This is a genomic window from Streptomyces sp. ASQP_92 (genome assembly GCF_025399895.1).
Lineage (GTDB): Bacteria > Actinomycetota > Actinomycetes > Streptomycetales > Streptomycetaceae > Streptomyces.
Window position 1 is genome coordinate 212,438 of the sequence record NZ_JAODUA010000013.1, and the last position, 25,448, is coordinate 237,885.

The window sequence follows — 25,448 nt, forward strand, 5'->3', positions numbered from 1 at the left end:
GGTCACTGTCGTCGCCGGGAGCGACAGGTCCATGCAAGCGGACTCGTCGGTGCCTCGCCACCCCTGTGGATATCTCCGGCCGGACCACGTCCCCCACACGGGTCACCCGGTTGTCCACAGGCCCCGCCCTCGGGCGCCTTCGGGGCCCAACTCCCTTGCCACGCGCGGACAATGACACGAGCGGCCCCCGCCGGGTGGTCCGGCGGGGGCCGCTCGTGCTGCGCCGCGGGCGTAAAGAGATCCGCGACGCCGCGCTCTCAGCCAACTCAGCCAACTCAGCTGACTCGGCCGTCTCAGCCGACCGAGCTGTAGGCGACGACTCCCCTCAGCAGTGAGTCGACCGCCTTGCGGGCGTTCTTGGCGACGGTGCTGTTCTCGCGAGGCGCGGCGGCGGCGATCTGGCCGAGGACGTCGATGACCTGCTTGCACCAGCGGACGAAGTCGCCCGCGGGCATGTCGGCCTCGCGCAGCACCTCGTCCAGGCCCTTGTCGGAGGCCCACTGGTAGGCGGCCCAGGCGAAGCCGAGGTCGGGCTCGCGCTGGCCCACGCCCTCCGCCTGGTTGATCTTGTGATGCTCTTCCAGAGCGTCGAGCCGGCCCCAGATCCGCACCATTTCACCGAGCGCGGCCTTGGCCTTGCCGGAGGGGGTCTTGGGCGCCACCGCGTCGTCGGACTGGCGCGCCTCGTACACCAACGCCGATACGCAGGCGGCGAGTTCGGGCGGGCTCAGGCCCTCCCAGATCCGCGCGCGCAGGCACTCGCTGGCCAGGAGGTCGAGCTCGCCGTAGAGGCGGGCCAGCCGCCTGCCGTGCTCGGTGACCTCCTCGTCGCGGAGGTAGTCGAGCTCGGTGAGCAGGGCCACGATGCGGTCGAAGGTGCGCGCGATGGTGTTGGTGCGCCCCTCGATGCGCCGCTCCAACTGCTTGGTGTCGCGCTGGAGGCGGTGGTAGCGCTCGGCCCAGCGGGCGTGGTCCTCGCGCTCGTCGCAACCGTGGCAGGGGTGGGCGCGCAGGGCGGCCCGCAGCCGGGTGATCTCGCGGTCGTCCATCGCCTCCGAGGGGGCCTTGCGGTGCCGCTCGGGGACGATGTGCCCGGCCTTGGTCCGCAGCGCGGACGCCAAGTCCCGGCGGGACTGCGGCGAACGCGCGTTGAAGGACTTCGGGACACGCATCCGCTCCAGGGCCTCCACGGGCACCGGGAAGTCGATCGAGGCGAGCCGCTTGACCTGCCGCTCGGCGGTCAGTACGAGCGGGCGGGGCCCGTCGTGCTGCTCGAAACCGCGGTGGCCGTTGGTGCGCCCCGCCGGGATGCCGGGGTCGAGCACGAGCGCGAGGCCCGCGAACTTGCCGGTCGGCACATGGATGATGTCGCCCGGCTTGAGCTTCTCCAGGGAGGCCGCGGCGGCCGCCCGGCGCTGGGCCGCGCCGTGCTTGGCGATCTCGGTCTCGCGGTCCTTGAGGTCGCGCCGCATCCGGGCGTACTCCTCGAAGTCACCGAGGTGGCAGCGCATGCCCTCCCGATAGCCTTCGAGGCCCTCCTCGTTGCGCTGGACCTGGCGCGAGATGCCCACGACGGACTTGTCGGCCTGGAACTGCGCGAAGGAGGTTTCGAGCAGCTCGCGCGAGCGGTGCCGGCCGAACTGCTGGACCAGGTTGACGGCCATGTTGTACGAGGGCCTGAAGCTGGAGCGCAGCGGGTAGGTGCGCGTGCCGGCCAGGCCGGCGAGCGCCGCCGGGTCCATGCCGCGCTGCCACAGGACCACCGCGTGGCCCTCGACGTCGATGCCGCGCCGCCCGGCCCGGCCCGTGAGCTGGGTGTACTCGCCGGGGGTGATGTCGGCGTGCTGCTCGCCGTTCCACTTGACGAGCTTCTCCAACACCACTGAACGCGCGGGCATGTTGATGCCCAGGGCGAGCGTCTCGGTGGCGAACACGGCCTTCACCAGGCCGCGGACGAACAGCTCCTCCACGACCTCCTTGAAGGTGGGCAGCATTCCGGCGTGGTGGGCGGCGATGCCGCGCTCCAGGCCTTCGAGCCATTCGTAGTAGCCGAGGACGTGCAGGTCCTCGCCGGGGATGGAGGCGGTGCGCTCCTCGACGATCTCGCGGACCTTCTGACGCCCCTCCTCGTCGTTGAGCCTCAGCCCGGCGTACAGGCACTGCTGCACGGCGGCCTGGCAGGCGGCGCGGCTGAAGATGAAGGTGATGGCCGGCAACAGGCCTTCGGAGTCGAGCCGTTCGATGACCTCGGGCCTGCCGGGCGTCCAGATCCGGGAGCGCGAGCGGCGCTCCCGCTCCCGGTCGGCCTCGCGGACCATCTTGCCCCGGCGCCGCTCGCGCGGGTTGTACGTGCGCTGGTTCTCCATCCGCGCCATGCGCAGCAGGTCGGGGTTGACCTCGCGCCGGGCGCTGCCCCGGCCGCCGTGGTCGGACTCCTCCTCGAAGAGGTCGTACATCTTGCGCCCGGCCATGACGTGCTGCCACAGCGGCACGGGACGGTGCTCGGAGACGATCACCTGGGTGTCGCCGCGCACGGTGTCCAGCCAGTCGCCGAACTCCTCCGCGTTGGAGACCGTCGCCGAAAGGGAGACGAGCGTGACGGATTCGGGGAGGTGGATGATCACCTCTTCCCAGACGGCGCCCCGGAAGCGGTCGGAGAGGTAGTGCACCTCGTCCATCACCACATACCCGAGCCCGCTCAGCGCCTGGGAGCCCGCGTACAGCATGTTGCGGAGCACCTCGGTGGTCATCACGACCACCGGCGCGTCCGCGTTGACGCTGTTGTCGCCGGTCAGCAGGCCCACCTTGTCGGCGCCGTAGCGGCGGGCGAGGTCGGCGTACTTCTGGTTGGAGAGCGCCTTGATGGGCGTGGTGTAGAAGCATTTGCGGCCCTGCCCCAGGGCCAGGTGCACGGCGAACTCGCCGACGATGGTCTTGCCGGAGCCGGTGGGTGCCGCGACGAGCACGCCCTTCCCGGCTTCGAGAGCCTGGCAGGCCTCGATCTGGAACGGGTCCAGATCGAAGTCGTACAGGTCACGGAAGGGTGCGAGCGCGGTGGCCTGCTCGACGGCGCGGAGCCGGGCAGCTGCGTACGCTTCGGCTGGTGAGAGGTCCTCTGTCATCTTGTCTTCGAGCCTACCCGCCGCCTCTGACAGAGGTCGCGATCTTTATTGGAGGCCGGGACTGACGGCCTTCCGGCCGGGTGCCGGTAGGGGTGCCAATACCCGTACGGCGCCGCGCACACACTCCGCGGTGAGCGGCAGCGGACCGAGCCGCTCCCCGTCGGCGTACCCCGTGATGCCCTCGGCGGCGAGCGTGATCGAGGCGACACGGTACGTGGTGACCTTGGGGTGGCCGAGGTGGGTGCCCCGGTAGACCCGCGGGAAGACCTTGATGAGGGTGGCGCGCGAGCAGTCGCCGACGACCGTGACGTCGAAGAGCCCGTCGGCCGGATCGGCGTCGGCACAGATGCGCATGCCGCCTCCGTAGGAGGAGGTGTTTCCGACCGCGACGAGGGTCGCCTCGACCTCACGGGTCTCGCCGTCGTCGAGGGTGATCTTGTACGGAATGGGCGTGAAGGCGGCCAGTTCGGCGAGCATCGCCAGGTCGTACTTGAAGCGGCCGCTCGGCCACCGCATGCGGTTGCCCCGGTCGTTGACCTTGGAGTCGAAGCCGGAGGCGAGGACCGTCGCGAACCAGCGCTCACCGATCCGGCCGAGGTCGATGTCCGTGCCGTGGCCGCCCTTCAGGGCCCGGGCCACGAGTTCGCCGGCCCGGGCCGGGTCACGTATCGGAAGGCCGAGCGCCCGGGCGAAGTCGTTGCCGGTGCCCGCGGCGACGATGCCCAGCGGGGTGGTGGTGCCGGCGACGGCCTGGAGCGCGAGGTTGACCATGCCGTCGCCGCCGACGGTGATGAGCGCCCCGGTGCCCCCCTCGACGGCCTCCCGCGCGCGACGCAACGCGTCGTCGGCGTCCTGCCCGAGGACGGTGCGTACGGAGAAACCGGCGGCCCGCAACGCGGAAGCGGCCGGCTGCGCGGCGTGCGCGCCCCGGCCGCGTCCCGCGGTGGGATTGACGAAGAGGGTGATCTCGCTGGTCACCCGCCGGACCCTACAAGGTCCGGCGAACTCGTCAAGGTCAGGTGATGTCGTCGTACCCGTTGAGCTTGGCGGAGCGTCCCCCGTCGGACTGCTCGGGCAGCCCCGGCCCGGCACTCACGGGTTCGACCGCGCCGACGTCCTCGGGCGTCAGATCCAGCTCGGAGGCCTCGTCATCGGCGGGCCCGGCCTCGGCGCGCTGCTTGCGGCGCTTGTCGTTCATCAGGGAGATGAGGACGGCGACGAAGTAGAGGGCGACGATCGGCGTGGCGAGCGAGAGCATGGAGACCGGGTCGACGGTGGGTGTCGCGAAGGCCGCGAAGACCGTCACACCCATGATCATTCCGCGCCACCAGCCCAGCATCCGGCGGCCGGTGAGAATGCCGCTGAAGTTGAGCATGACGAGGAACAGCGGCAGCTCGAAGGAGAGGCCGAAGACGATGATCATGCGCGTGACGAGGTCGATGATCTCGTTGAGCGGCAGCAGGTTGGTCACGCCCGAGGGCGTGAAGCCGAGCAGCACCTCGGCCGCGGCGGGCAGCACGTGGTAGGAGAACCAGCCGCCGGCCACGAAGAGCGGGACGCCCGCCGCGACGAAGCTCAGCGAGTAGCGCCGCTCGTGCTTGTGCAGACCCGGCGAGACGAACGCCCACAGCTGGTAGAGCCAGACCGGGCTCGCCGCGACGATGCCCGCCACCATCGACACCTTGATCATCAGCGTGAACGGCCCCATGAGGCCGGACATTGTGATGTTGCCGCAGGTGTCCTTGTTCTTGCTGGTGAGCTCGTGGAAGTCGGACGGGCAGCCGACCGAGCGCGTGATCGGCTTGGTGATCAGCCCGGCGATGTCCTTGTAGTAGAAGGCCGCCACGATGGCGCAGATCAGGATCGCGAACACCGATTTCGCGAGCCGGTTGCGCAGCTCGCGAAGGTGGTCCGAGAGCGGCATCCGGCCCTCGGGGTCCCTCTGTTGTTTGCGGGCAGACTTGAGCAACCCACGTCCTCATCTCGTGCGGCAGGTCACTTTGGTCACAGAGGTGAACAGCGCCTGCTTCGGCCCGGTGTCAGCGCTGCGTCGTGTCCGTCGGCTCGTTCACCGGACGGGCGCTGCTCACGTCTCCGGGCGCCGACTGGATCGTGCGCTGGGCCGGCGGCTGCTCGCCCGGGACCGGCGGGTCGGCCGGGGCGGGCTGCTGACCGTCGGACTTCATGGCCTTGGCCTCGCTCTTGAGGATGCGGGCCGACTTGCCGAGCGACCGCGCCATGTCCGGGAGCTTCTTCGCGCCGAACAGCAGGACGACGACGATGAGGATGAGAATGATCTCGGGGGCGCCGAGCCTTCCGAACATAAGCGTTTACCTTCTCACCGAGGCTGCAGGGTAGGGGCTGCTGCGGGGTGGTGGCCGGACTGATGTCCGACCGCCTTACGTGCAGCGATCGTAACGCGCAGGGGTGAACACCGGGCAATCCCCGTGCGTACTCCCGTTTGCGGACCGGGCCTCGCTTCCTGGGCCGCGTTGTGCAGCGTACCGCCCCGAAACGGGCGACATCGGAGCGCACCGGTCATCGCAGCGTTTCCCCGGCACCCGCGAGGTCGACGGCGGCGCGTTCCAGGTCCTCGGCGGCCCGGTTGATCTTCCGTGTGGTGTCGGCCACTTGGCGGCCGAGCCGCTGGGCCTCGACGAAGACCTTGATGGCGAGGACGCCGAGCACGGCGATCCCGAGGAAACCGAGGGCGATGGCGATCATCGGCCAGAACATGGATGCGGACCCTAGACGGTGGAGTGGAGACGGAGGGTGCGGACGCCGCCCCCGGTGAGGAGTTCGATGATGCGCTCCCCGGCCGGCTTGCGGACGGCCGAGCCGCACTCGGGGCAGGTGAAGGAGTAGAAGGTGGTGCGGCGGCTGGCGCCGATCGCGAGGCGGAGCGCGGCGGGACCCAGCTCGAAGCGGGCACGGCACTCCGGGCAGGCGGCCTTGAAGAGGACCGGGATCACCGGACGGGAAATACCGGGGAATACCGACATGTTCCGTATGTCTCCTCAGCTGTGGTGGTCGGGCGCGGGCGATTCCTCGTAACCGGCCAGCGCCTCCCGGGCCGCCCGCCGGGCGCTCTCGGCGAGGTCGTCCGGCGTGACGATCCGGCCGTCCCGGCCCAGGCGCAGCGCCAGGCGCCGCAGCGAGGCGGGGTCGGGGGTGCGCAGCGTGATCCGCAACCCCCCGTCGGGCAGCTCCTCGGCGCTGTCGTGCGGGTAGTACTCGGCGACCCAGCGGCCGCCCGGGCTCACCTCGACGACGACCTCGGGGTCCTCGGCGGACGGCTGGACGAGTCCCTCGGACAGATCGCGCAGCTCCAGCTCGGGGGGCGCGGACGCCTCGTCGAGCAGCCTGATCTCGGCGACCCGGTCAAGGCGGAAGGTGCGCCGGGCCTCGGAGAGCCGGCACCACGCCTCCATGTAGGTGTGGCCGACGGCGAAGAGGCGGATCGGGTCGACCTCGCGCTCGGTGAGCTCGTCACGGGCGGGCGAGTAGTACTTCACCCACAGCCGGCGGCGCTCGGAGATCGCCCGGTCCACCTCGGCGAAGACCCCGCCCTCGGACTCGAAGGTGACCGAGAGCCGGGAGCTGGCGCCGGCGGCCTCACCGGCCGCGGCCTCCAGCTTGGCGGTGGCGCGCAGCAGCGCCTGCCGGTCGCCCTCGCGCAGTCCGGGCAGGGTGGAGACGGCCCGCGCGGCGACGAGCAGCGCGGTCGCCTCGTCGGCGGCGAGCCTGAGCGGCGCCGCGACGTCGTCGGGGTTGTGCCACCAGATGCGGTCGCCGTCGGTGTCGATGTCCAGGAGGTCGCCGCCGCGGAAGCTCGTGCCGCACATGGGCAGCACGTCGAGGTCGGAGATCAGTTCGTCCTCGGTGATGCCGAAGGCGCGGGCCACGTCCGCGACATGGGCGCCGGGGCGCTCCCGCAGATAGGTCACCAGCGACAGCATCCGCCGCGTCTGGTCGATGGCGTTTGCAGCCATGGTCGTACGGTCCCCCTCAGCCCTTGGCCACGGCGCGCAGCCGGTCCATCACGTCGGCCCGCAGATCGGCGGGTTCCAGCACGACCACATCGGGGCCGAACTCCACCAGGTGGGCGTCGAGCCCGTGCCCGTACGGAATCTCCAACTCGTCCCAGCCGTCGCCGAGTTCACTTGCCGAGGTGGCCCGCGAGCGCAGCGGGTAGCCGGCGCCCGCGCGCAGCCGGATGCGGGCCGAGCGGGTCGCGGTCTCCCCCGCCCAGCTCTCGACCGTCTCGCGCACGGTGACGACATCGGGCACCGGCGCGGTGAAGGCGCCCGCGCGCGAGCGCACCCGGCCGGAGATGCGGCTGAGGCGGAAGACCCGCTCGGCACCCCGGTCGCGGTCCCAGCCGGCCAGGTACCAGTGACCGCGCCAGCACTCCAGGCCCCAGGGCTCGACGTGCCGGGCCTCGGGGCGTACGGCGGTGACCTTGCGGTAGTCGAAGATCACCGGGCGCCGGTCGCGGCAGGCCAGCATCAACGGCTCGAAGGCCGCCTCGTGGACCGGGATGCGGGGTTCGATCGCACTGTGCTCATACGGATTATCGGCTTCCGGCATACCGGCGGCGCGCAGCTTCTGGAGTGCGCCGCTGGCCGCTCCCGCGAGCCGGGCCTGCTGCCACACGCGCGCCGCGAGCCCGAGGGCCGCGGCCTCCTCGACGTCGAGCTGGACGGGCGGCAGTCGGTTGCTGTCGCGGCGGGCGAGATAGCCGGTCTCCCCGTCGAGGTTCTCCACGGTCTCGATCACCAGGCCGAGTTCCCGCAGGTCCTCCTTGTCCCGCTCGAACATCCGGTTGAAGGAGTCGTCGGACCCCGCCTCGAGATAGGCCTCGATGGACTCGCGCAGCTCCCGCTTGCTGAGTGCGCGCCGTGTCCCGAGCAGACACAACGCCAGGTTCATCAGCCGCTCGGCCTTGGCAATCGCCATCGATGCCCTACGCCCTCTCTCGTTGTGCGCTACGACCGTTGACCGTACCGCTCCGGGCTGCCGGGGCAAAAGCCGAGGGCCCATGCCGGCAGGCATGGACCCTCGGTGCGATCGGCTCGGTCGCCCGGGGCCGATCGAGGCGTGTCTCAGCCGGAGACGGCGACCAGGTCGCAGACGAAGATCAGCGTCTCGCCCGGGGCGATGGCACCACCGGCGCCGCGGTCGCCGTAGGCGAGGTGCGCGGGGATGGTCAGCCGGCGGCGGCCGCCGACCTTCATGCCCTGGATGCCCTGGTCCCAGCCCGCGATGACCTGGCCGGAGCCCAGCTTGAAGTCCAGCGGGGTGCCACGGTTCCAGGAGGCGTCGAACTCCTCGCCGCTGGAGAAGGCCACGCCCACGTAGTGGACCTTGACGAAGTCCCCGGCCTTGGCGACGGCGCCGTCGCCCTCCCAGATCTCCTTGATCTCCAGATCCTTCGGCGGCTCGCCACCGGGGAAGTCGACCTCAGGCTTGTCGATGCTCACGTCATGCTCCTACTGATCGCTATGGGCAACCGGAACAGTCTTACATTGCTCCGACGATGTCCACGACGAAGACCAGGGTGGAGTTGGCGGGGATGTCCTCGCCCTGCGCCTTGTCCTTGTAGCCCTGCTCCGGCGGAATGACGAGCAGCACGCGGCTGCCGACCTTCTTGCCGACCAGGCCCTTGTCCCAGCCCTCGATGACCTGGCCCTGGCCGATCACCGTCGAGAACGGGGCGCCGGTCTTCCAGGAGGTGTCGAACAGCTTCGCCTGCGGCTTGCCCTCATTGGGCTTCCAGGTGGCGCCGCTGTACTGCATGTAGACGGTCTGGCCGTTCTTGACCTCGGCGCCCTTGCCCTCGATGAGGACCTGGTCGACCAGCTTCTTCGGCGGGTCGTTCTTCGGGACGGTGATCGTGGCGGCCTCGTCCTTGTCCGCCTTGATCTGCGGCAGGTCGGACGGAATGGCGGCCTGGGTGCCCTCGACCTTCTTCGGCATCACGCTGTCGATGTCAAGGACGAAGACCAGGTTGTCGGTGGGGCCGACCCCGAGCTGCTCCTTGCCCGCGGCGCCGAACGCGGCGGCCGGCGGGGCCACGACCAGGACGCGGGCGCCGACCTTCTGGCCGAGCACCGCCTGGCTGAACGCCGGGATGTAGGTCTGCGAGCCGGCCGGGATGACCTGGGGCACGCCGTCCTTGTCGTAGGAGCCGGCGAGGTCCTTGCCGCTCTTCCAGATCTTCCCGGTGTACTTGGTGACCGCGAGGTCGTCCTTCTTGACGTCGGGGCCGGTGCCCGCGGTCAGCGTCTTGATGACGAACTTCCCGCTCGGGTCGCCCTTGGGGATGGTGATCGTGGGCTTCTTGCCCGCGTCACCCTCGACGGTGGGCATCGGCGAGGCCTCGGACACCGGCTTGGGGGCCGAGGGCTGCGACGCCGAGTCGGAGGGAGAAGCGGACGCGTCCTTCTTCTTCGCTGCGTCGTCGTCACCTCCTCCGCAGGCCGCGGTGAGCATCAGGGCCGGCACGATGAGCACGGCAGCAAGTCGGCGTCGCACAGTGGTCCTCGGGGTAGCTGGAACGGTCGGAGCCGCCACTCTACGGCCCCACTCCCGTACCACAAGGCTCCGGCATGCCCGGGGGCCCCGTACGCAACCACGTACGGGGCCCCCGGATCAGCACGGCTGACGCCGCGTCACATGCCCGCGATCAGCTTCTCCACCCGGTCGTCCACCGACCGGAACGGGTCCTTGCACAACACGGTGCGCTGCGCCTGGTCGTTGAGCTTCAGATGCACCCAGTCGACCGTGAAGTCCCGGCGCTGCTCCTGGGCGCGGCGGATGAAGTCGCCGCGCAGCCGGGCCCTGGTGGTCTGCGGGGGCACCGACTTGCCCTCGAAGATCTTCAGGTCGTTGCAGATCCTGGCCGCCTGGCCCTTGCGCTCCAGGAGGTAGTACAGACCCCGCCGGCGGTGGATGTCGTGGTAGGCGAGGTCTATCTGCGCCACGCGCGGATGCGACATGGTCATGTTGTTCTTGGCCCGGTACCGCTCGATGAGCTTGTACTTCATGACCCAGTCGATCTCGGTGCCGATCCGGTCGAGGTCCTCGGCCTCGATGGCGTCCAGGGTGCGGCCCCACAGTTCGAGGACCTGCTCGACGGTGCCGGTGCGGATGCCGCGCCGCTCCACGAAGTCGACGGCCTTCTCGTAGTACTCGCGCTGCACTTCGAGGGCGGAGGCCTCGCGCCCGCTGGCCAGACGCACCTTGCGCTGGCCCGTGATGTCGTGGGAGACCTCGCGGATCGCCCGGATCGGGTTCTCCAGGGTGAGGTCGCGCATGACCGTACCGGCCTCGATCATGCGCAGCACGAGGTCGGTGGCGCCGACCTTGAGCAGCATGGTCGTCTCGGACATGTTGGAGTCGCCGACGATGACGTGCAGGCGCCGGTAGCGCTCGGCGTCGGCGTGCGGCTCGTCCCGGGTGTTGATGATCGGACGCGAGCGGGTGGTGGCGGAACTGACGCCCTCCCAGATGTGCTCCGCGCGCTGGCTGACGCAGTAGACCGCGCCGCGCGGCGTCTGGAGCACCTTCCCGGCACCGCAGATCAGCTGGCGGGTGACGAGGAACGGGATGAGGATGTCCGCGAGCCGGGAGAACTCTCCGTGCCGGGCGACCAGATAGTTCTCGTGGCAGCCGTAGGAGTTTCCCGCCGAGTCGGTGTTGTTCTTGAAGAGGTATACGTCGCCCGCGATTCCCTCCTCGTGCAGGCGGCGTTCGGCGTCGACGAGCAGGCCTTCGAGAATGCGCTCGCCGGCTTTGTCGTGCGTGACCAGTTCGGTCACGTTGTCGCATTCGGGAGTTGCGTATTCCGGATGCGATCCCACGTCCAGGTAGAGGCGGGCGCCGTTCCGCAGAAAGACGTTGCTACTGCGGCCCCATGACACAACACGGCGGAAGAGGTAGCGCGCCACTTCGTCAGGAGACAGTCGGCGCTGTCCCCTGAACGTGCACGTGACGCCGTACTCGTTCTCCAGCCCGAAAATGCGGCGGTCCATGAGGGAACATTACGCCTGATGGCCTGAGCTGAAACCGGGTTCGAGGGCACGGTTTCGATCATTTTCGTCAACTCCCACCACCGGGTGCGAACGCGCGGGAGCCGCAAGCACCCTTTGGGTCGCGAGCAGGACCACCAGCGCCGCGATGCCGCCACCGCCCGCGACGGCGAAACTCGCGCCCGTTCCGCCGAGTTCGACCGCGGGGCCGGCCGCCGCCGTACCGAGCGCGGTGCCCACGCCGAAGGCCGTCACCAGCCAGGAGAACGCCTCGGTCACCGTGCCGCGCGGGGCGTGCCGGTCGACGACGATGAACGCGCAGGCGATGGACGGCGCGAGGAAGAGCCCGGAGACGACGGTGAGCATCGCCATGGCGGGCAGGCCGGGCACCAGCGTGAGCGGCAGATAGCCGACGGCGAGCAGCGCCACGAGGATCCGCAGCCGCTTCTCGGGGGCACCGCTCCACTGCCGGGCCCCGTAGACGAGGCCGCCGAGGAGGGCGCCGAGTCCGTTGGCCGCCATCAGCCAGCCGTAGATCGTGTCGCTGCCGTGGTCGTCGGCGTAGGCGGAAGCGGCCACGATGATGGCGCCGAGCGCGAGACCGACGAAGAAGAACGAACCGAGCAGCGCCAGCAGCCCGGGCGAGCGCAGCGCGCCGAGCCAGTGCGCCTCGCGGGGCGCCGAACGCCAGGCCCTGGACGGCCGCGACAGGACGACGCTGAGCGCGCCCGCCACCCCGAGCGCGTTGATCAGGACCAGCGCGGCGGCGGGCGACCAGAGCGCGATGGACACGGTGACGAGCAACGGGCCGACCGTGAACATCACCTCCTGGGCTATCGCGTCCATGGCGTACGCGGTGTGCACCTGGTCCTCGCGCGTCAGCACGCTGGGCCACAGGGCGCGCAGCCCGCCCTCCAGGGGCGGTGTGGCGAGCCCCGCGACGAGGACCGCCGCGTACGCCACGCCCACCGGCCGGATGCCGACGGCGGCCAGCAGGACCATGGCGAGGGCGGACAGGACGGAGGCGGGGAGCATCACGCGCGGCTGTCCGTACAGGTCGACGGCGCGCCCGAGGAGCGGCTGGCCGACGGCGGTCGCCACGCCATAGACGGCGGTCAGGGCGCCCGCGAGCGAGTAGCTGCCGCCCTCGGCGCGCACGAAGAAGACGATGGCGATCGCGGCCGTCGCGTTCGGCAGACGCCCGGTGAGCGTGCCCGCGAGCAGCCGCGCGGCATGCCGGGTCCGAAGGATCTCCGCGTATCCCGCCGCCATGGTCACTCCTCAGTGTTACGTATAACGTCCGACGTCATACGTACCATGTGGCGAGTGCACGGGTCCACCCCCGCGCCCCTTCCCACCTGCCCTGGAGGACCCGTGACCAGCCCGGACGCCCCGGAATCCGTCCCGGTCCCGGCACGGGCGGGGGTGCGCGCCGCACGCGCCGCGCTCGCCGGCCGCCCCGCCGGGGCCCGGCCGCCCACCAGCCGGGACGTGGCGAGCGCCGCCGGGGTGTCCCAGGCCACCGTCTCGCTGGTCCTGGGCGACAAATGGCGGGGGCGGGTCTCCGAGCGGACCGCGGACCTGGTCCGGCAGGCCGCGCGAGAGCTCGGCTACCGCCCCAACCTCGCCGCCCGCAGCCTGCGGCTCGGCCGCACCAGGACGGCGCTGCTCGTGGTGCCCGCCATGACCAGCGAGTTCTTCGCCCAGGTCTACGCGGGCGCGGCCAGGGTCGCCGCCGAGCACGGCTTCGGTGTGGTGCTCTACCCCTCCCCCGAAGGCATCGGCCCCGCCCGCGACCCCTTCGACTCCGCGCGCACCGCGCTCGACGGCGTCATCGCCTCCTCGATGGCCGCGGACGCGCTCGCCTCCATCCGCGGCAGCGACCTGCCGCTGGTGATGCTCGACAGCGACCCCGAGGAGCCCGGCCCCGCGGCCCATGTCAACCTCGACATCGCCGACGGCGTACGGCGCCTGACGGAGCATCTGCTCGACCTCGGGCACCGCCACTTCACCCACATCGCCGCCGACGTGGACTCCTGGACCTTCGTCGTACGCGCCCGTGCCCTGGCCGACGCGCTCACCGGCGTACCGGACGCAGCGCTGCGCACGATCCGCGCGGAGCTCAGCGTGGACGGCGGCCGACGGGCCGCGGAACAGGCACTGGGCACCTCCGGCGTCCGGCCCACCGCGCTCGTCTGCGACGACGACTTCCTGGCGGCGGGCGCCTGCAAAGCCGCCCACCGCCTGGGACTGCGCATCCCCGACGACGTGTCCGTCACCGGATTCGACGGCCTCACGCTCGCCACCGCCCTCGAACCCGAGCTGACCACCCTGGCGCTGCCCGCCGAACAGGTGGGCGCCCGCGGCATGTTGGCGCTCCTCGCCGTCCTGGAGGGGCGCCCCGCGCAGACCGGAAACCTCCCGGTGTCGCTGGCCGTACGGGGGTCTACGGCCGCGCCCCGGCCCGCCTGAGGCGGAACCGGGGCGCAAAAGAGACCTCGATGGGTGAGGGGCGGGGACTACTCGTCCTCCGTCTCCTCCAGATCGTCCGAAGGGGCCTCGGTGGGCTCGGTCTTGGCCACATCGGACTGGAGCAGCCGGGAGAGCTGGCGCCCGACGATGCGCTTGAACTTGCGCTGCTGCGGCCGCGTCCGGTCCAGGACCGCGACCTCCAGGCGCTCGGCGGGGATCTCCCGGTCGGCGCCGTTGGTCTGGCTGGAAAGCGCCTGCACGGCCAGCCTCAGCGCCTCGGCCAGCGACATGCCGTCCTGATGGCGCTGGTCCAGGAACGTGCTGATCTGCTCCGCGTTGCCGCCGACCGCGACCGAGCCGTGCTCGTCCACGATCGAGCCGTCGTGCGGCAGCCGATAGATCTGGTCCTCTTCGGGCGTGCTGCCCACCTCGGCGACGACCAGCTCCACCTCGTACGGCTTCTCGCCGACGCTGGAGAAGATGGTGCCCAACGTCTGCGCGTAGACGTTGGCGAGCCCACGGGCCGTCACATCGTCGCGGTCATAGGTGTATCCCCGCAGATCCGCGTAACGGACGCCGCCGATGCGGAGGTTCTCGTACTCGTTGTACTTGCCGGCGGCCGCGAAGCCGATCCGGTCGTAGATCTCGCTGAACTTGTGCAGCGCGCGGGACGGGTTCTCACCGACGAACACGATGCCGTCGGCGTACTGGATCACGACCAGGCTGCGGCCGCGGGCGATGCCCTTGCGGGCGTACTCCGCACGGTCGGCCATGGCCTGCTGGGGTGAGACATAGAACGGGGTCGACACCGGCTAACCGTCCCTTTCTGTCAGTGGCTGGGTCATCTCGGGCCCGCGCGGGCCTCAGAGGAGGGAGGCCCGGGGGCCGTCGGGCTGCTCCAGCCGCCGTTCCAGGATGGAGCGGGCGAGCTCGGAGGACTCCGCCTCGGTGAGCCGGCGGAAGCCGTCCTCGGTGATGACGGTGACGATCGGGAAGATCCGGCGCGCCATGTCCGGGCCGCCGGTGGCCGAGTCGTCGTCGGCGGCGTCGTACAGCGCCTGGATGACCAGGGTGGTCGTCTCCTGCTCCGTCAGGTCCTCGCGGTAGAGCTTCTTCATGGAGCCCCGGGCGAAGATGGAGCCGGAACCGGTGGCGGCGAAGCCGTGCTCCTCGGAGCGGCCGCCGGTGACGTCGTAGGAGAAGATCCGGCCCTTCTCGCGGTCCACGTCGTACCCCGCGAAGAGCGGGACCACGGCCAGGCCCTGCATGGCCATGCCCAGGTTGCCGCGGATCATCGTGGACAGCCGGTTGGCCTTGCCCTCCAGGGAGAGCGTGGCGCCTTCGACCTTCTCGAAGTGCTCCAGCTCCAGCTGGAAGAGCTTGACCATCTCCACCGCGAGACCGGCGGTGCCGGCGATGCCGACGGCCGAGTACTCGTCGGCCGGGAAGACCTTCTCGATGTCGCGCTGAGCGATCATGTTGCCCATCGTGGCCCGCCGGTCACCGGCCAGCACGACCCCGCCGGGGAACGTGGCGGCCACGATCGTCGTGCCGTGGGGCGCCTCGACGTGACCCTGCACGGGCGGCAGGACCCGCTTGCCGGGCAGCATCTCCGGCGAGTGGTCGGACAGGAAGTCCATGAATGAGGAGGAGCCGGGCGTCAGGAAGGCAGCTGGTAGACGCCCGGTGCCACGAGTGTTGGCTTCCACGAGGTTCCTTCCAAGTAGGCGGCAGCGCGACGGACGGTGTCGGGATCGTCTCCCAACTTGCCGATGGCCGAATTGCAGTTGAAGCAGAGTACGCCTCGGACCCTACCCGTCTGGTGGCAATGATCCACGTGAACGGCGGGAGCAGAGAGGCAGATTGCGCAGAGGCCCATTTGCGATTCGACCAAGGCATCACGGTCCGCCTCGGTCATGCCGTACTGACGCTTGAGGTGGCCCTCGCGCCCCTGAACGGCCCGGCACGCCTTGCAGCGCGTGGAGAGGCCGTCCGAGGCTGTCGCATTGCGATGCCAGTCGCTGTGCGGCTTCACTTCGCCGCAGGTGCGGCACTGCTTGTGTCCCGTCGGGACGTCCACTTTCTCCCGCACGCTCCTGCCGACGGCTTCACGACGGCGTCGGTAATGCGCGGCCCCATACCGCGCTACGCATTCCCGGCACCGCACCTGAAGCCCGTCTTTTCTGTTCCTGTCGGCAGCGAAAGAAACGAGGGGGAGTGTCCGCTTACAGCCGGTGCACTGCTTCACATCGACCGAGCCGGACATGTCCGTTATTGCCCGCCTTTTTGCACAAATGAGCGCACGAAGTCCTCGGCATTTTCCTCAAGTACGTCGTCGATTTCGTCCAGAACCGAGTCCACGTCGTCCGACAGCTTCTCCTGCCGTTCCTTCAGGTCCTCCGAAGCCTGCGCGTCCTGCGCCTGCTCCTCGACCTCCTCGGTGGAACGCGTCGCCTTCTGCTGTCCGCCGCCGGTGTCCTTGGTCGCCATCTACCTCACCCCGCTCGGTTCGATGTCCTTGATCAGACCCTACAAGCAGGGTCTGACATCGGCCCCGTCTTTGCGCAACGTGAGGGGCCTACCTCTGTGTTTCCCACACCTCAGGGCTTTCAGCCCCCCGAGAGCACCCGCACCAGATCTTCGGCCGTCCGGCACCGGTCGAGCAGCGCCTTCACGTGATTACGCGTTCCGCGAAGGGGTTCCAGGGTTGGCACCCGCTGGAGGGAGTCACGGCCCGGCAGATCGAAGATGACCGAGTCCCAGGACGCGGCCGCGACGTCGTCCGCGTACTGCTCCAGGCAGCGGCCTCGGAAGTACGCCCTGGTGTCCTCCGGGGGCTTCGTCTGGGCCCGCAGGACGCCGGGGTCGTCCAGGAGCCGCTTCATCTTGCCGCGGGCCACCAGACGGTTGTACAGGCCCTTCTCGGGGCGTACGTCGGCGTACTGGAGGTCCACCAGGTGCAGGCGGGCCGCGTCCCAGTCGAGGCCGTCACGGCGCCGGTAGCCCTCCATCAGCTCGCGCTTGGCGATCCAGTCGAGCTCCCCCGACAGGCTCATCGGGTCGTTCTCCAGGCGGTTCAGGACGTCCTCCCAGCGGACCAGGACGTCCTTGGTCTGTTCGTCGGCGTCCGCGCCGAAGCGCTCGTCGACGTACTTGCGCGCCAGCTCGAAGTACTCCATCTGAAGCTGTACGGCGGTGAGGGTGCGGCCGCTGCGGAGCGTGACCAGGTGTCGCAGTGAGGGGTCGTGCGAGACCTGGTGGAGGGTGCGGACCGGCTGGTCGACGGCGAGGTCGACATTGATGAACCCGTCCTCGATCATGGACAGGACCAGCGAGGTCGTGCCCAGCTTGAGGTAGGTCGAGATTTCGGAGAGGTTGGCGTCGCCGATGATCACATGCAGGCGGCGGTACTTCTCGGCGTCCGCGTGCGGCTCGTCCCGGGTGTTGATGATGGGGCGCTTGAGGGTCGTCTCCAGGCCGACCTCGACCTCGAAGTAGTCGGCCCGCTGGCTGATCTGGAAGCCGTGCTCGTGGCCGTCCTGGCCGATGCCCACGCGTCCGGCGCCGGTGATGACCTGGCGCGAGACGAAGAACGGGGTCAGGTGGCGCACGATGTCCGAGAACGCGGTCTCCCGCTTCATCAGGTAGTTCTCGTGCGTGCCGTACGAGGCGCCCTTGTTGTCGGTGTTGTTCTTGTACAGGTGGATCGGCTGGGCGCCGGGCAGCTGGGCCGCGCGCTCGGCGGCCTCGGCCATGATGCGCTCGCCGGCCTTGTCCCACAGAACGGCGTCCCGCGGATTGGTGACCTCGGGCGAGCTGTACTCGGGGTGGGCGTGGTCGACGTACAGGCGCGCCCCGTTGGTGAGGATGACGTTGGCGAGGCCGATGTCCTCGTCGGTGAGCTGGCTGGAGTCGGCGGCCTCGCGGGCGAGGTCGAAGCCGCGGGCGTCCCGCAGCGGATTCTCCTCCTCGAAGTCCCAGCGGGCGCGGCGCGCCCGGTGCATCGCCGCCGCGTAGGCGTTGACGATCTGGGACGAGGTGAGCATGGCATTGGCGTTGGGGTGGCCGGGGACGGAGATCCCGTACTCCGTCTCGATGCCCATTACTCGCCGTACGGTCATGCGGCCCTCCTTGCCCGGCGGCGCTCCCCCGCGGGAGCGGCGCTCAAGTACCGCTGGTTCTCCGGTGCGTGTGCGGTGCCCGTCCCCGCACTGCGCGACTAGGCGGTACCGAAAAGCCTAGAACGCCTTTGCGCTCGTGGGGAGATCAATTCCGTCATTGCTCTTGTGCCGTTCGTGGCCTGAAAAGCAGCCGGCTGCGGGTGCCCGCCCGGGCACCCGCAGCCGGCCTGCCTTTTTACAGGTACTGACCGGTGTTGGCCACCGTGTCGATGGAGCGTCCGGTGTCCGCGCCCTGCTTTCCGGTGACGAGCGTGCGGATGAATACGATCCGCTCGCCCTTCTTTCCGGAAATCCTGGCCCAGTCGTCCGGGTTGGTGGTGTTCGGCAGGTCCTCGTTCTCCTTGAACTCATCCACGCAGGCCTGGAGGAGGTGGGAGATGCGAAGGCCCTTCTGGTTCTGGTCGAGGAAGGCCTTGATGGCCATCTTCTTGGCCCGGTCCACGATGTTCTGGATCATGGCTCCGGAGTTGAAGTCCTTGAAGTACAGGACTTCCTTGTCGCCGTTGGCGTACGTGACTTCCAGGAAGCGGTTCTCCTCGGACTCCGCGTACATCTGCTCCACCACGGACTGGATCATCGCGTGGGTGGTGCCGTCCTTGTCCCCGCCGTGTTCGGCGAGGTCGTCGGCGTGCAGCGGCAGGGAGGACCTGAGGTACTTGGCGAAGATGTCCTTCGCCGCCTCCGCGTCCGGACGCTCGATCTTGATCTTCACGTCGAGCCGGCCGGGCCGCAGGATCGCGGGGTCGATCATGTCCTCGCGGTTGGAGGCGCCGATGACGATGACGTTCTCCAGGCCCTCCACACCGTCGATCTCGGCGAGGAGCTGCGGGACGATGGTGTTCTCCACGTCCGAGCTGACGCCGGAACCGCGGGTGCGGAAGAGCGATTCCATCTCGTCGAAGAAGACGATGACGGGGGTGCCCTCGCTCGCCTTCTCCCGGGCACGCTGGAAGACGAGACGGATGTGCCGCTCGGTCTCACCGACGTACTTGTTGAGGAGTTCGGGGCCCTTGATGTTGAGGAAGTAGCTCTTCCCCGCGGGCTGGCCGGTCACCTCGGCGACCTTCTTGGCAAGGGAGTTGGCGACCGCCTTCGCGATCAGCGTCTTGCCGCATCCCGGCGGGCCGTAGAGCAGGATGCCCTTGGGCGGCCGCAGTTCGTGCTCCTTGAAGAGGTCGGGGTAGAGGTAGGGGAGTTCGACCGCGTCGCGGATCAGCTCGATCTGGTTGCCCAGACCGCCGATCTTGTCGTAGTCGACGTCCGGGACCTCTTCGAGGACGAGTTCCTCGACCTCGCTCTTGGGGACCACTTCGTAGACGTAGCCGGACCTGGGTTCCAGCAGGAGCGCATCGCCGGGGCGGATGGTGATGTCCAGGAGCGGCTCGGCGAGCCTCACCACCCGTTCCTCGTCGGTGTGCCCGACCACCAGGGCGCGCTCGCCGTCCTCAAGGATCTCCTTGAGGGTGACGATGTCCCCGGCGCGCTCGAACTCCATGGCCTCGACCACGTTGAGCGCTTCGTTGAGCATGACTTCCTGGCCGCGCCTCAGTTCGTCGAGTTCGACGCTGGGGCTGACGTTCACCCGGAGCTTGCGGCCCCCGGTGAAGATGTCGGCGGTGCCGTCCTCGTTGGCGTGCAGGAAGACACCGAAGCCGGCCGGCGGCTGTGCGAGCCGGTCGACCTCCTCCTTGAGGGCCACGATCTGGTCGCGGGCCTCACGGAGGGTGTTGGCGAGCCGCTCGTTCTGTGCGGACACACCCGCCAGGCTGGTCTGCAGCTCGACGATCCGCTCTTCGAGAATCCTCGTATGACGCGGAGAGTCGGCGAGCTTGCGTCGCAGGACGGCGATTTCCTGCTCTAGATAGGCAACCTGGCCGGCTGGGTCCTCAGACCCCCGCCCGGGCCGGATGCCGCGGTTGATGTCGTCGTCGTGGGCTGCCACGGTCCTCACCTCCTCCAAGGGGAGCTGGACGCTTCCTGACCCTACCTGGGCTGGTGGTGATTGAAACCCCTAGATCACAAAGACTCTGGGGTGTGTCCGATCTTCACCCTTGCGCTCTCCCTCACGTCAGGGGAATACCCACCCAACAACATCGGAAAGCGGGCGGTTGTTATCGTCGATGGAGTCAACACCCGTCAGGGCTGGCACCGATTGATTCACTCGCGCAGGAACGGCAGGCACATGAACGAGGCTCTTGAAGTCTGGATCGACCAGGACCTGTGCACCGGCGACGGCATCTGCGTCCAGTACGCGCCCGAGGTCTTCGAGCTGGACATCGACGGGCTTGCGTATGTGAAGAGTTCCGACGACGAGTTGCTGCAGTCGCCGCGGGCCACGACGCCCGTCCCGCTGCCGCTGCTCCAGGACGTCGTGGACTCGGCGAAGGAGTGCCCGGGCGACTGCATTCACGTACGTCGGGTTTCGGACAGCGTCGAGGTGTACGGGCCCGACGCGGAGTGACGTCGAGGTGACCGGACGCCGTGTCCGGTCGTCCCGAACCGGTGTCGGGCGGCTCAGACGCCCATCGCGGCGGCCCCGGTCGAGCGGACGAACTTCCCGCCCCGCCAGCGCCACTTGACGTCCTGGCGGACATCGGGCTTGAAGCGCGGCACGTCGTCGGAGGAGTAGCCGAGCAGGGTGGCCGCCACCACACCGTCGTGCACCGCGAGGTCGGTGACGGTGCGCCGGTCCTTCGGGTCGACCAGCGTCGCCACCAGGCGGGGCGGGGCTCCTTTGACGGCCGGCCGCGTCAGGACGTAGACGCCGTGGGGCGGGGTGCCGCCGCCGGCCCGGCAGTGCACTACCGCCACCGTTTCCGGTACGCCGTCGCCGTCGAGGTCGCCGGTGGCCTGCTTCTCCACCACCGTGCCCACGTTCGCGCAGTCCAGGGGGTAGGCGACGGTGCCCGCGTCGGGGGCGGCCACCGTCGTGAGGGGGGCGTCGCCTCCCGGCGTCGCGGTCTGGGATGCGGTGGCCGCGTCCGGCGTCAGAAGGCCCGCGAGGGCGACCACGCCCGCCATCGCGGTCGCGGTGGCGATCCAGTGCAGCGGGCGGGCATGGGTGTGCGCGAGCTCAGGGACGGCGGCATTCTGCACGCGGGAGGTCTCCTGTGAAGGGCGGTGCGGGTGGTGGGGTGGCCAGCATCGTGCCACACGTCACAGGTGGGCGGAATACCGGGGCAAGAGGCACAACGTAAAGGCGCCGCCGCCGAGTTCCCGTGTCGGTCCGGGAACTCGGCGGCGGCGCCGGTTCGTTGTACGAGGCGCGGCCCCAGAACTGCGTTCAGTCCTTGTTGGGGCCCTCGTAGTCGTCGCCGTACGCGCCCTTGGCGGGGCGGCGGCGGCGCATCGGGGGTTCCACTCCGTCGGCGAGGCGGCGGGCGGTCACCAGGAAGCCGGTGTGGCCGATCATCCGGTGGTCCGGGCGGACGGCCAGGCCCTCGACGTGCCAGTTGCGGATCATCGATTCCCAGGGCTGCGGCTCGGCGAAGCAGCCGATCTCGCGGATGGACTCGACGGTGCGCGAGAGCTGGGTGGTGGTGGCCACGTAGCAGCACAGGATGCCGCCGGGCACGAGCGCCTTGGAGACGGCGTCCAGGCACTCCCAGGGGGCGAGCATGTCCAGGATGACGCGGTCGACGTCGGTGTCCGACAGGTTGTCCTGGAGGTCGCCGACGGTGAGCTGCCAGGCGGGGTGCGGTCCGCCGAAGTAGCGCTCCACGTTCTGCGTGGCGATCTCGGCGAAGTCCTCGCGGCGCTCGTAGGAGTGCAGCATGCCGTGGTCGCCGATGGCGCGCAGCAGGAAGGCGCTCAGCGAGCCCGAGCCGACCCCTGCCTCGACGACGCGGGCGCCGGCGAAGATGTCGGCGAAGGCCAGGATCTGCCCCGCGTCCTTGGGGTAGACCACGGCGGCGCCGCGGGGCATGGACAGGACGAAGTCGGGGAGCAGGGGGCGCAGCGCGAGGTAGGCGACGTTTCCCGTGGTACGGACAACACTGCCCTCGGGAGCACCGATCAGCTCGTCGTGCGGGAAGGAACCCTTGTGGGTGTGGAAATTCTTCCCGGCTTCGAGCGTGAAGGTGTAGTGGCGTCCCTTGGGGTCGGTGAGCTGGACCTGGTCCCCGACCTTGAAGGGCCCGCGACGGCGGGCGGCACCGGTCGGTTCGGACATACGACCAGAGTACCGGCCGTTCCAGGTCTCGAACGCCACGGCCGTGGCGCCGCGGGAACTAGGAGCCGGGCCGCGCCATGGCCGCGACGAAGGCCTTCTCGACGTCGGCGGCGGAGAGCACCCCGTAGATCTCGCCGGTCTCCTCCACGACCAGGTACTCGCTGGCGGGGGTGGCCCGCAGCAGGTCGAGCAGGGGCTCCCCGGCGAGTTCGGCCGGGACGCGCATGCCGTCGGTGAGGTCCTGGGCGAGGCCGCTGACGGCGACCCAGGGGCGGCGGTGTTCGGGGACGCCCACGATGGCGGCCTCGCGCACCAGCGCGGTCGGGTCGCCGTGCCCGTCGACCACGACCAGGGCGCGGGCACCCGCGTCGTTGGCGCGGCGCAGCGCCTCGGAGAGCGGGGTGGTGGACTCGACGGGCACGGCCCGCCGGGTGAGGGTGCGGGCGCGCAGCTCGGGGAGGTGTTCGCGCAGCCTGGCCATGCGCAGGCTGTTGCCGGCACCGGTCCAGATGATCGCGGCGAGGATGGCGGCGAGCAGCGCGTCGGTGACGGTGTCCATGCCGCCGACCTCGTCGGGCGAGTTGCCGAGCACCCCGGTCTGGGTGAGCAGCGGCAGGCCGATGAGGACGGTGACGGCGAGGGCGCGGCCGACCCAGGCGGCGGCGATGGTGCCGCTCATGGGCTTGCCGGTGATCTTCCAGACCACGGCGCGGAGCATCCGGCCGCCGTCCAGGGGCAGGCCGGGCAGCAGGTTGAACGCGGCCACGATGAGGTTGGAGACCATCAGGCCGGCCAGCAGGACGCCGGGGACGGTGCCGGGTTCGACGGCCTTCATGCCGAGGTAGAAGACGCCGGACAGGACGAGCGAGAGCAGCGGGCCGACGAAGGCCAGGACGAATTCGCGGCCCGGCGCCTCGGTCTCCTTCTCGATCTCGGAGACGCCGCCGAAGAACTGGAGCTGGATGCGGCGGACCGGCAGCTTGAAGCGGAGCGCGGCCACCGTGTGGGCGAGTTCGTGGACCAGCACGGAGGCGTAGAAGGCGACGGCGAAGAAGAGCGAGACGAGGTAGCGGGCGGCGCCGAGTTCGGGCAGGACGCGGTCGAGCTGACCGCCGAAGACCCAGGTGATGAGGGCCGCTACCAGGAACCAGCTCGGGGCGACGTAGACGGGCACTCCGAACGGGCGGCCCATCAGGATGCCGCCGCCGGGGCCGGGACGGGGCTGCTTGCCCTTGCCCGGACCACCACCTCGGGGCTTCTTGTCCTTGGCGCCGGACCGCGGCCGTCCGCGCTCGCCGCTCTCGCCGCTGTCTTCCACGGGTTCCCTTCGTCGGTACGATGCCTGTTCCGGGCAACCTGCCCCGGAGCCCCGGCCGGACTCTCCTCGTCCGCCGAATGTTCGCTGCATGGTGCGATGCCACGATCATGCAGGGTGAGGGCGCCCGTCGTCGATGGTATTCCGCTCGCTGTCAGTGGCGGGTCGTAGGGTCTGAGTCATGAGTACGAGCACCGGTGGGGCCGCGGCCGCACAGCAGCCCACGTCGCTGTCGCCGTCGCGGGCGAACGACTTCATGCAGTGCCCCCTGCTGTACCGGTTCCGGGTGATCGACCGGCTGCCCGAGAAGCCGAGCGAGGCCGCCACCCGCGGCACGCTGGTGCACGCCGTCCTGGAGCGCCTCTTCGACGATCCCGCGGCCGAGCGCACCGCGCCCCGCGCCAAGTCGATGATCCCGGCCCAGTGGGACCGGCTGCTCGAAGCGAAGCCCGAGCTGACCGAGCTGTTCGCCGACGACGCGGAGGGCGAGCGGCTCACCAAGTGGCTGGGCGAGGCCGAGCGGCTCGTGGAGCGGTGGTTCTCGCTGGAGGACCCCACCCGTCTGGAACCGGTGGAGCGGGAGTTCTTCGTCGAGACCGAGCTGGAGTCGGGTCTGCGGCTGCGCGGTGTCATCGACCGGGTGGACGTGGCGCCCACCGGCGAGGTGCGCATCGTCGACTACAAGACGGGCAAGGCCCCGCGTCCGCAGTACGCGGAGGGGGCGCTGTTCCAGATGAAGTTCTACGCGCTGGTGGTCTGGCGCCTCAAGCAGGTCGTGCCGCGCAGGCTCCAGTTGGTGTACCTGGGCAGTGGCGATGTGCTGACCTACGACCCGGTCGAGTCGGATCTCGTGCAGGTGGAGCGGAAGCTGCACGCGCTGTGGGAGGCGATCCGGCTCGCCACCGAGACGGGCGAGTGGCTGCCCCGGCCGACCAAGCTGTGCGGTTGGTGCGACCATCAGGCGGTCTGTCCGGAATTCGGCGGGACTCCCCCGGTATACCCGCTGTCCATCACTCCGGCACCGAAGACGGCAGGCTGAGGTACGGCGGCTCACGGCCCGCGGCCCTGGGGGCGCGGCGGTGGCCGGGGGCCCGCGCCCGGCCGAACGCACCATCGGTGAGCAGGGCAGAATGGGCCCGGTCCAGCAATCCTGATGAGGAGTACCCGTGGCGATCCGCGTCCTACTGGTCGACGACCAGCCGCTGCTGCGCACCGGCTTCCGGATGATCCTGGAGGCCGAGCAGGACATCGCGGTGGTCGGCGAGGCCGGTGACGGTCTCCAGGCCCTCGACCAGGTGCGGGCGCTCCAGCCCGATGTGGTCCTGATGGACATCCGGATGCCGCGGATGGACGGGGTGGAGGCGACGCGGCAGATCAGCGGGCCCGGCAAGGACGGCCCCGCGAAGGTGCTCGTCCTGACCACGTTCGACCTCGACGAGTACGTGGTGGAGGCGCTCCGGGCGGGAGCCAGCGGCTTCCTTCTGAAGGACGCGCCGGCCAACGAGTTGGTGCAGGCGATCCGGGTGGTCGCGGGCGGCGAGGCGATGCTGGCGCCCTCGATCACGCGCCGGCTGCTCGACAAGTACGCCGACCATCTGCCGTCCGGCGAGGAGCCGGTGCCGGACACGCTGCACACGCTGACGGACCGCGAGGTCGAGGTGCTGAAGCTGGTCGCCCGCGGGCTGTCCAACGCGGAGATCGCGGCGGATCTGTTCGTCAGCGAGACGACGGTCAAGACGCATGTGGGGCATGTGCTGACGAAGCTGGGGCTTCGGGATCGGGTGCAGGCGGCGGTCTACGCGTATGAGAGTGGGTTGGTTCGGCCGGGTGCTCAGTAGAGGGGGTGGCTCTCTTGGGCACCGGGGGCGCTGCCCCCGGACCCCCTTCCCGGGGCGCGCGGGTCGGACGCCGGCGGTCGGCCAGCACCCTGGGGCGCTGCCCCCGTGCCCCCCTTCCTGGGGGGTGCGCGTCGGCTGTCGGCCGGCCGTCGTGGGTGGCCGGTCGCGCAGTTCCCCGCGCCCCTGGCGGGTTGGCGCTCGCCCGACCCGAACCCCTGGCAGGGCTGGCGTTCGCCCGGACCCGGCGTCAAACAGCGCTCGCCCGACCCGAACCCCTGGCAGGGCTGGCGTTCGCCCGGACCCGGCGTCAAACAGC

Annotated in this window: 25 protein-coding genes; 4 read left to right on the forward strand and 21 right to left on the reverse strand. The window is 70.0% G+C overall.

The window, feature by feature from the left end; all coding sequences use genetic code 11:
• Positions 1 to 293: 293 nt before the first annotated feature.
• The 12 genes from N4G70_RS25485 to N4G70_RS25540 all read right to left on the reverse strand — a co-directional run bounded on the left by N4G70_RS25485 (position 294) and on the right by N4G70_RS25540 (position 12,427).
• Positions 294 to 3,122, reverse strand: coding sequence for an RNA helicase (locus tag N4G70_RS25485; protein WP_261715035.1), 2,829 nt, complete (start codon positions 3,120 to 3,122; stop codon positions 294 to 296).
• A gap of 45 nt (positions 3,123 to 3,167) precedes the next feature.
• Positions 3,168 to 4,100: a diacylglycerol kinase gene (locus N4G70_RS25490; protein ID WP_261715036.1), complete on the reverse strand. Its 933-nt coding sequence runs from the start codon at positions 4,098 to 4,100 to the stop codon at positions 3,168 to 3,170.
• Between the two features lie 37 nt (positions 4,101 to 4,137).
• Entirely contained in the window at positions 4,138 to 5,091 is a 954-nt protein-coding gene (gene tatC, locus N4G70_RS25495; RefSeq protein ID WP_261715037.1) for a twin-arginine translocase subunit TatC, read from the reverse strand.
• Positions 5,092 to 5,161: 70 nt separating this feature from the next.
• Positions 5,162 to 5,446, reverse strand: coding sequence for a Sec-independent protein translocase subunit TatA (gene tatA, locus N4G70_RS25500; protein WP_261715038.1), 285 nt, complete (start codon positions 5,444 to 5,446; stop codon positions 5,162 to 5,164).
• A 214-nt stretch (positions 5,447 to 5,660) separates the two neighbouring features.
• Positions 5,661 to 5,858: a hypothetical protein gene (locus N4G70_RS25505; protein WP_261715039.1), complete on the reverse strand. Its 198-nt coding sequence runs from the start codon at positions 5,856 to 5,858 to the stop codon at positions 5,661 to 5,663.
• Between the two features lie 11 nt (positions 5,859 to 5,869).
• Positions 5,870 to 6,124 carry a hypothetical protein gene (locus tag N4G70_RS25510; RefSeq protein ID WP_261715040.1) on the reverse strand — a complete coding sequence of 85 codons (255 nt, stop codon included), beginning with the start codon at positions 6,122 to 6,124 and terminating at the stop codon, positions 5,870 to 5,872.
• Positions 6,125 to 6,139: 15 nt separating this feature from the next.
• A complete protein-coding gene (locus tag N4G70_RS25515; protein WP_261715041.1) occupies positions 6,140 to 7,114 on the reverse strand; it encodes a YafY family protein in 975 nt (324 codons plus the stop codon).
• Positions 7,115 to 7,130: 16 nt separating this feature from the next.
• Positions 7,131 to 8,081: a YafY family protein gene (locus N4G70_RS25520; protein WP_261715042.1), complete on the reverse strand. Its 951-nt coding sequence runs from the start codon at positions 8,079 to 8,081 to the stop codon at positions 7,131 to 7,133.
• A gap of 146 nt (positions 8,082 to 8,227) precedes the next feature.
• Entirely contained in the window at positions 8,228 to 8,605 is a 378-nt protein-coding gene (locus tag N4G70_RS25525) for an FKBP-type peptidyl-prolyl cis-trans isomerase (protein ID WP_261715043.1), read from the reverse strand.
• A gap of 40 nt (positions 8,606 to 8,645) precedes the next feature.
• Positions 8,646 to 9,659 (reverse strand): FKBP-type peptidyl-prolyl cis-trans isomerase, encoded by a 1,014-nt coding sequence (locus N4G70_RS25530; protein ID WP_261715044.1) that lies wholly within the window; start codon positions 9,657 to 9,659, stop codon positions 8,646 to 8,648.
• Between the two features lie 137 nt (positions 9,660 to 9,796).
• Positions 9,797 to 11,158 (reverse strand): Pup--protein ligase, encoded by a 1,362-nt coding sequence (gene pafA, locus N4G70_RS25535; RefSeq protein WP_120724981.1) that lies wholly within the window; start codon positions 11,156 to 11,158, stop codon positions 9,797 to 9,799.
• A 9-nt stretch (positions 11,159 to 11,167) separates the two neighbouring features.
• Positions 11,168 to 12,427, reverse strand: coding sequence for an MFS transporter (locus tag N4G70_RS25540; RefSeq protein ID WP_261715045.1), 1,260 nt, complete (start codon positions 12,425 to 12,427; stop codon positions 11,168 to 11,170).
• A gap of 102 nt (positions 12,428 to 12,529) precedes the next feature.
• Between N4G70_RS25540 and N4G70_RS25545 the strand changes: the two genes are divergently transcribed.
• On the forward strand, positions 12,530 to 13,627 hold the full coding sequence (locus tag N4G70_RS25545; protein WP_261715046.1) for a LacI family DNA-binding transcriptional regulator: 1,098 nt from the start codon (positions 12,530 to 12,532) through the stop codon (positions 13,625 to 13,627).
• Positions 13,628 to 13,674: 47 nt separating this feature from the next.
• Here N4G70_RS25545 and prcA read toward each other — a convergent pair whose 3' ends face one another.
• The 6 genes from prcA to arc form a co-directional block, all read right to left on the reverse strand.
• Positions 13,675 to 14,436, reverse strand: a complete 762-nt coding sequence (prcA, locus tag N4G70_RS25550) for a proteasome subunit alpha (protein WP_120724975.1) — start codon at positions 14,434 to 14,436, stop codon at positions 13,675 to 13,677.
• 54 nt (positions 14,437 to 14,490) lie between these two features.
• Positions 14,491 to 15,336, reverse strand: coding sequence for a proteasome subunit beta (prcB, locus tag N4G70_RS25555; protein ID WP_261715047.1), 846 nt, complete (start codon positions 15,334 to 15,336; stop codon positions 14,491 to 14,493).
• Positions 15,288 to 15,893 (reverse strand): endonuclease VII domain-containing protein, encoded by a 606-nt coding sequence (locus N4G70_RS25560; protein ID WP_261715048.1) that lies wholly within the window; start codon positions 15,891 to 15,893, stop codon positions 15,288 to 15,290. Before N4G70_RS25560 ends, prcB begins: the two co-directional genes overlap by 49 nt.
• Before the next feature lie 5 nt (positions 15,894 to 15,898).
• Positions 15,899 to 16,117 carry a ubiquitin-like protein Pup gene (locus tag N4G70_RS25565; RefSeq protein WP_016325855.1) on the reverse strand — a complete coding sequence of 73 codons (219 nt, stop codon included), beginning with the start codon at positions 16,115 to 16,117 and terminating at the stop codon, positions 15,899 to 15,901.
• 119 nt (positions 16,118 to 16,236) lie between these two features.
• Positions 16,237 to 17,748 carry a depupylase/deamidase Dop gene (gene dop / locus N4G70_RS25570; RefSeq protein WP_261715049.1) on the reverse strand — a complete coding sequence of 504 codons (1,512 nt, stop codon included), beginning with the start codon at positions 17,746 to 17,748 and terminating at the stop codon, positions 16,237 to 16,239.
• A 235-nt stretch (positions 17,749 to 17,983) separates the two neighbouring features.
• Positions 17,984 to 19,750, reverse strand: a complete 1,767-nt coding sequence (gene arc / locus N4G70_RS25575) for a proteasome ATPase (protein ID WP_261715050.1) — start codon at positions 19,748 to 19,750, stop codon at positions 17,984 to 17,986.
• A 240-nt stretch (positions 19,751 to 19,990) separates the two neighbouring features.
• Here arc and N4G70_RS25580 point away from each other — a divergent pair, with 240 nt between their 5' ends.
• The gene (locus N4G70_RS25580; protein WP_120724966.1) at positions 19,991 to 20,269 is read left to right on the forward strand and encodes a ferredoxin; all 279 of its coding nucleotides are present in this window, start codon (positions 19,991 to 19,993) and stop codon (positions 20,267 to 20,269) included.
• Positions 20,270 to 20,322: 53 nt separating this feature from the next.
• On the opposite strand, the gene N4G70_RS25585 is transcribed toward N4G70_RS25580, so the two are convergent.
• From N4G70_RS25585 to N4G70_RS25595, 3 genes are all read right to left on the reverse strand, one after another.
• On the reverse strand, positions 20,323 to 20,904 hold the full coding sequence (locus N4G70_RS25585) for a hypothetical protein (RefSeq protein ID WP_261715051.1): 582 nt from the start codon (positions 20,902 to 20,904) through the stop codon (positions 20,323 to 20,325).
• Between the two features lie 187 nt (positions 20,905 to 21,091).
• Positions 21,092 to 21,979, reverse strand: coding sequence for a tRNA (adenine-N1)-methyltransferase (locus N4G70_RS25590; protein ID WP_053723500.1), 888 nt, complete (start codon positions 21,977 to 21,979; stop codon positions 21,092 to 21,094).
• Between the two features lie 58 nt (positions 21,980 to 22,037).
• Positions 22,038 to 23,297, reverse strand: a complete 1,260-nt coding sequence (locus N4G70_RS25595; RefSeq protein ID WP_261715052.1) for a site-2 protease family protein — start codon at positions 23,295 to 23,297, stop codon at positions 22,038 to 22,040.
• Positions 23,298 to 23,475: 178 nt separating this feature from the next.
• On the opposite strand from N4G70_RS25595, the gene N4G70_RS25600 reads away from it, so the two are divergent.
• The gene (locus tag N4G70_RS25600) at positions 23,476 to 24,333 is read left to right on the forward strand and encodes a RecB family exonuclease (protein WP_261715053.1); all 858 of its coding nucleotides are present in this window, start codon (positions 23,476 to 23,478) and stop codon (positions 24,331 to 24,333) included.
• Between the two features lie 127 nt (positions 24,334 to 24,460).
• Positions 24,461 to 25,132, forward strand: coding sequence for a response regulator transcription factor (locus N4G70_RS25605; protein WP_120724956.1), 672 nt, complete (start codon positions 24,461 to 24,463; stop codon positions 25,130 to 25,132).
• Positions 25,133 to 25,448 lie beyond the last annotated feature (316 nt).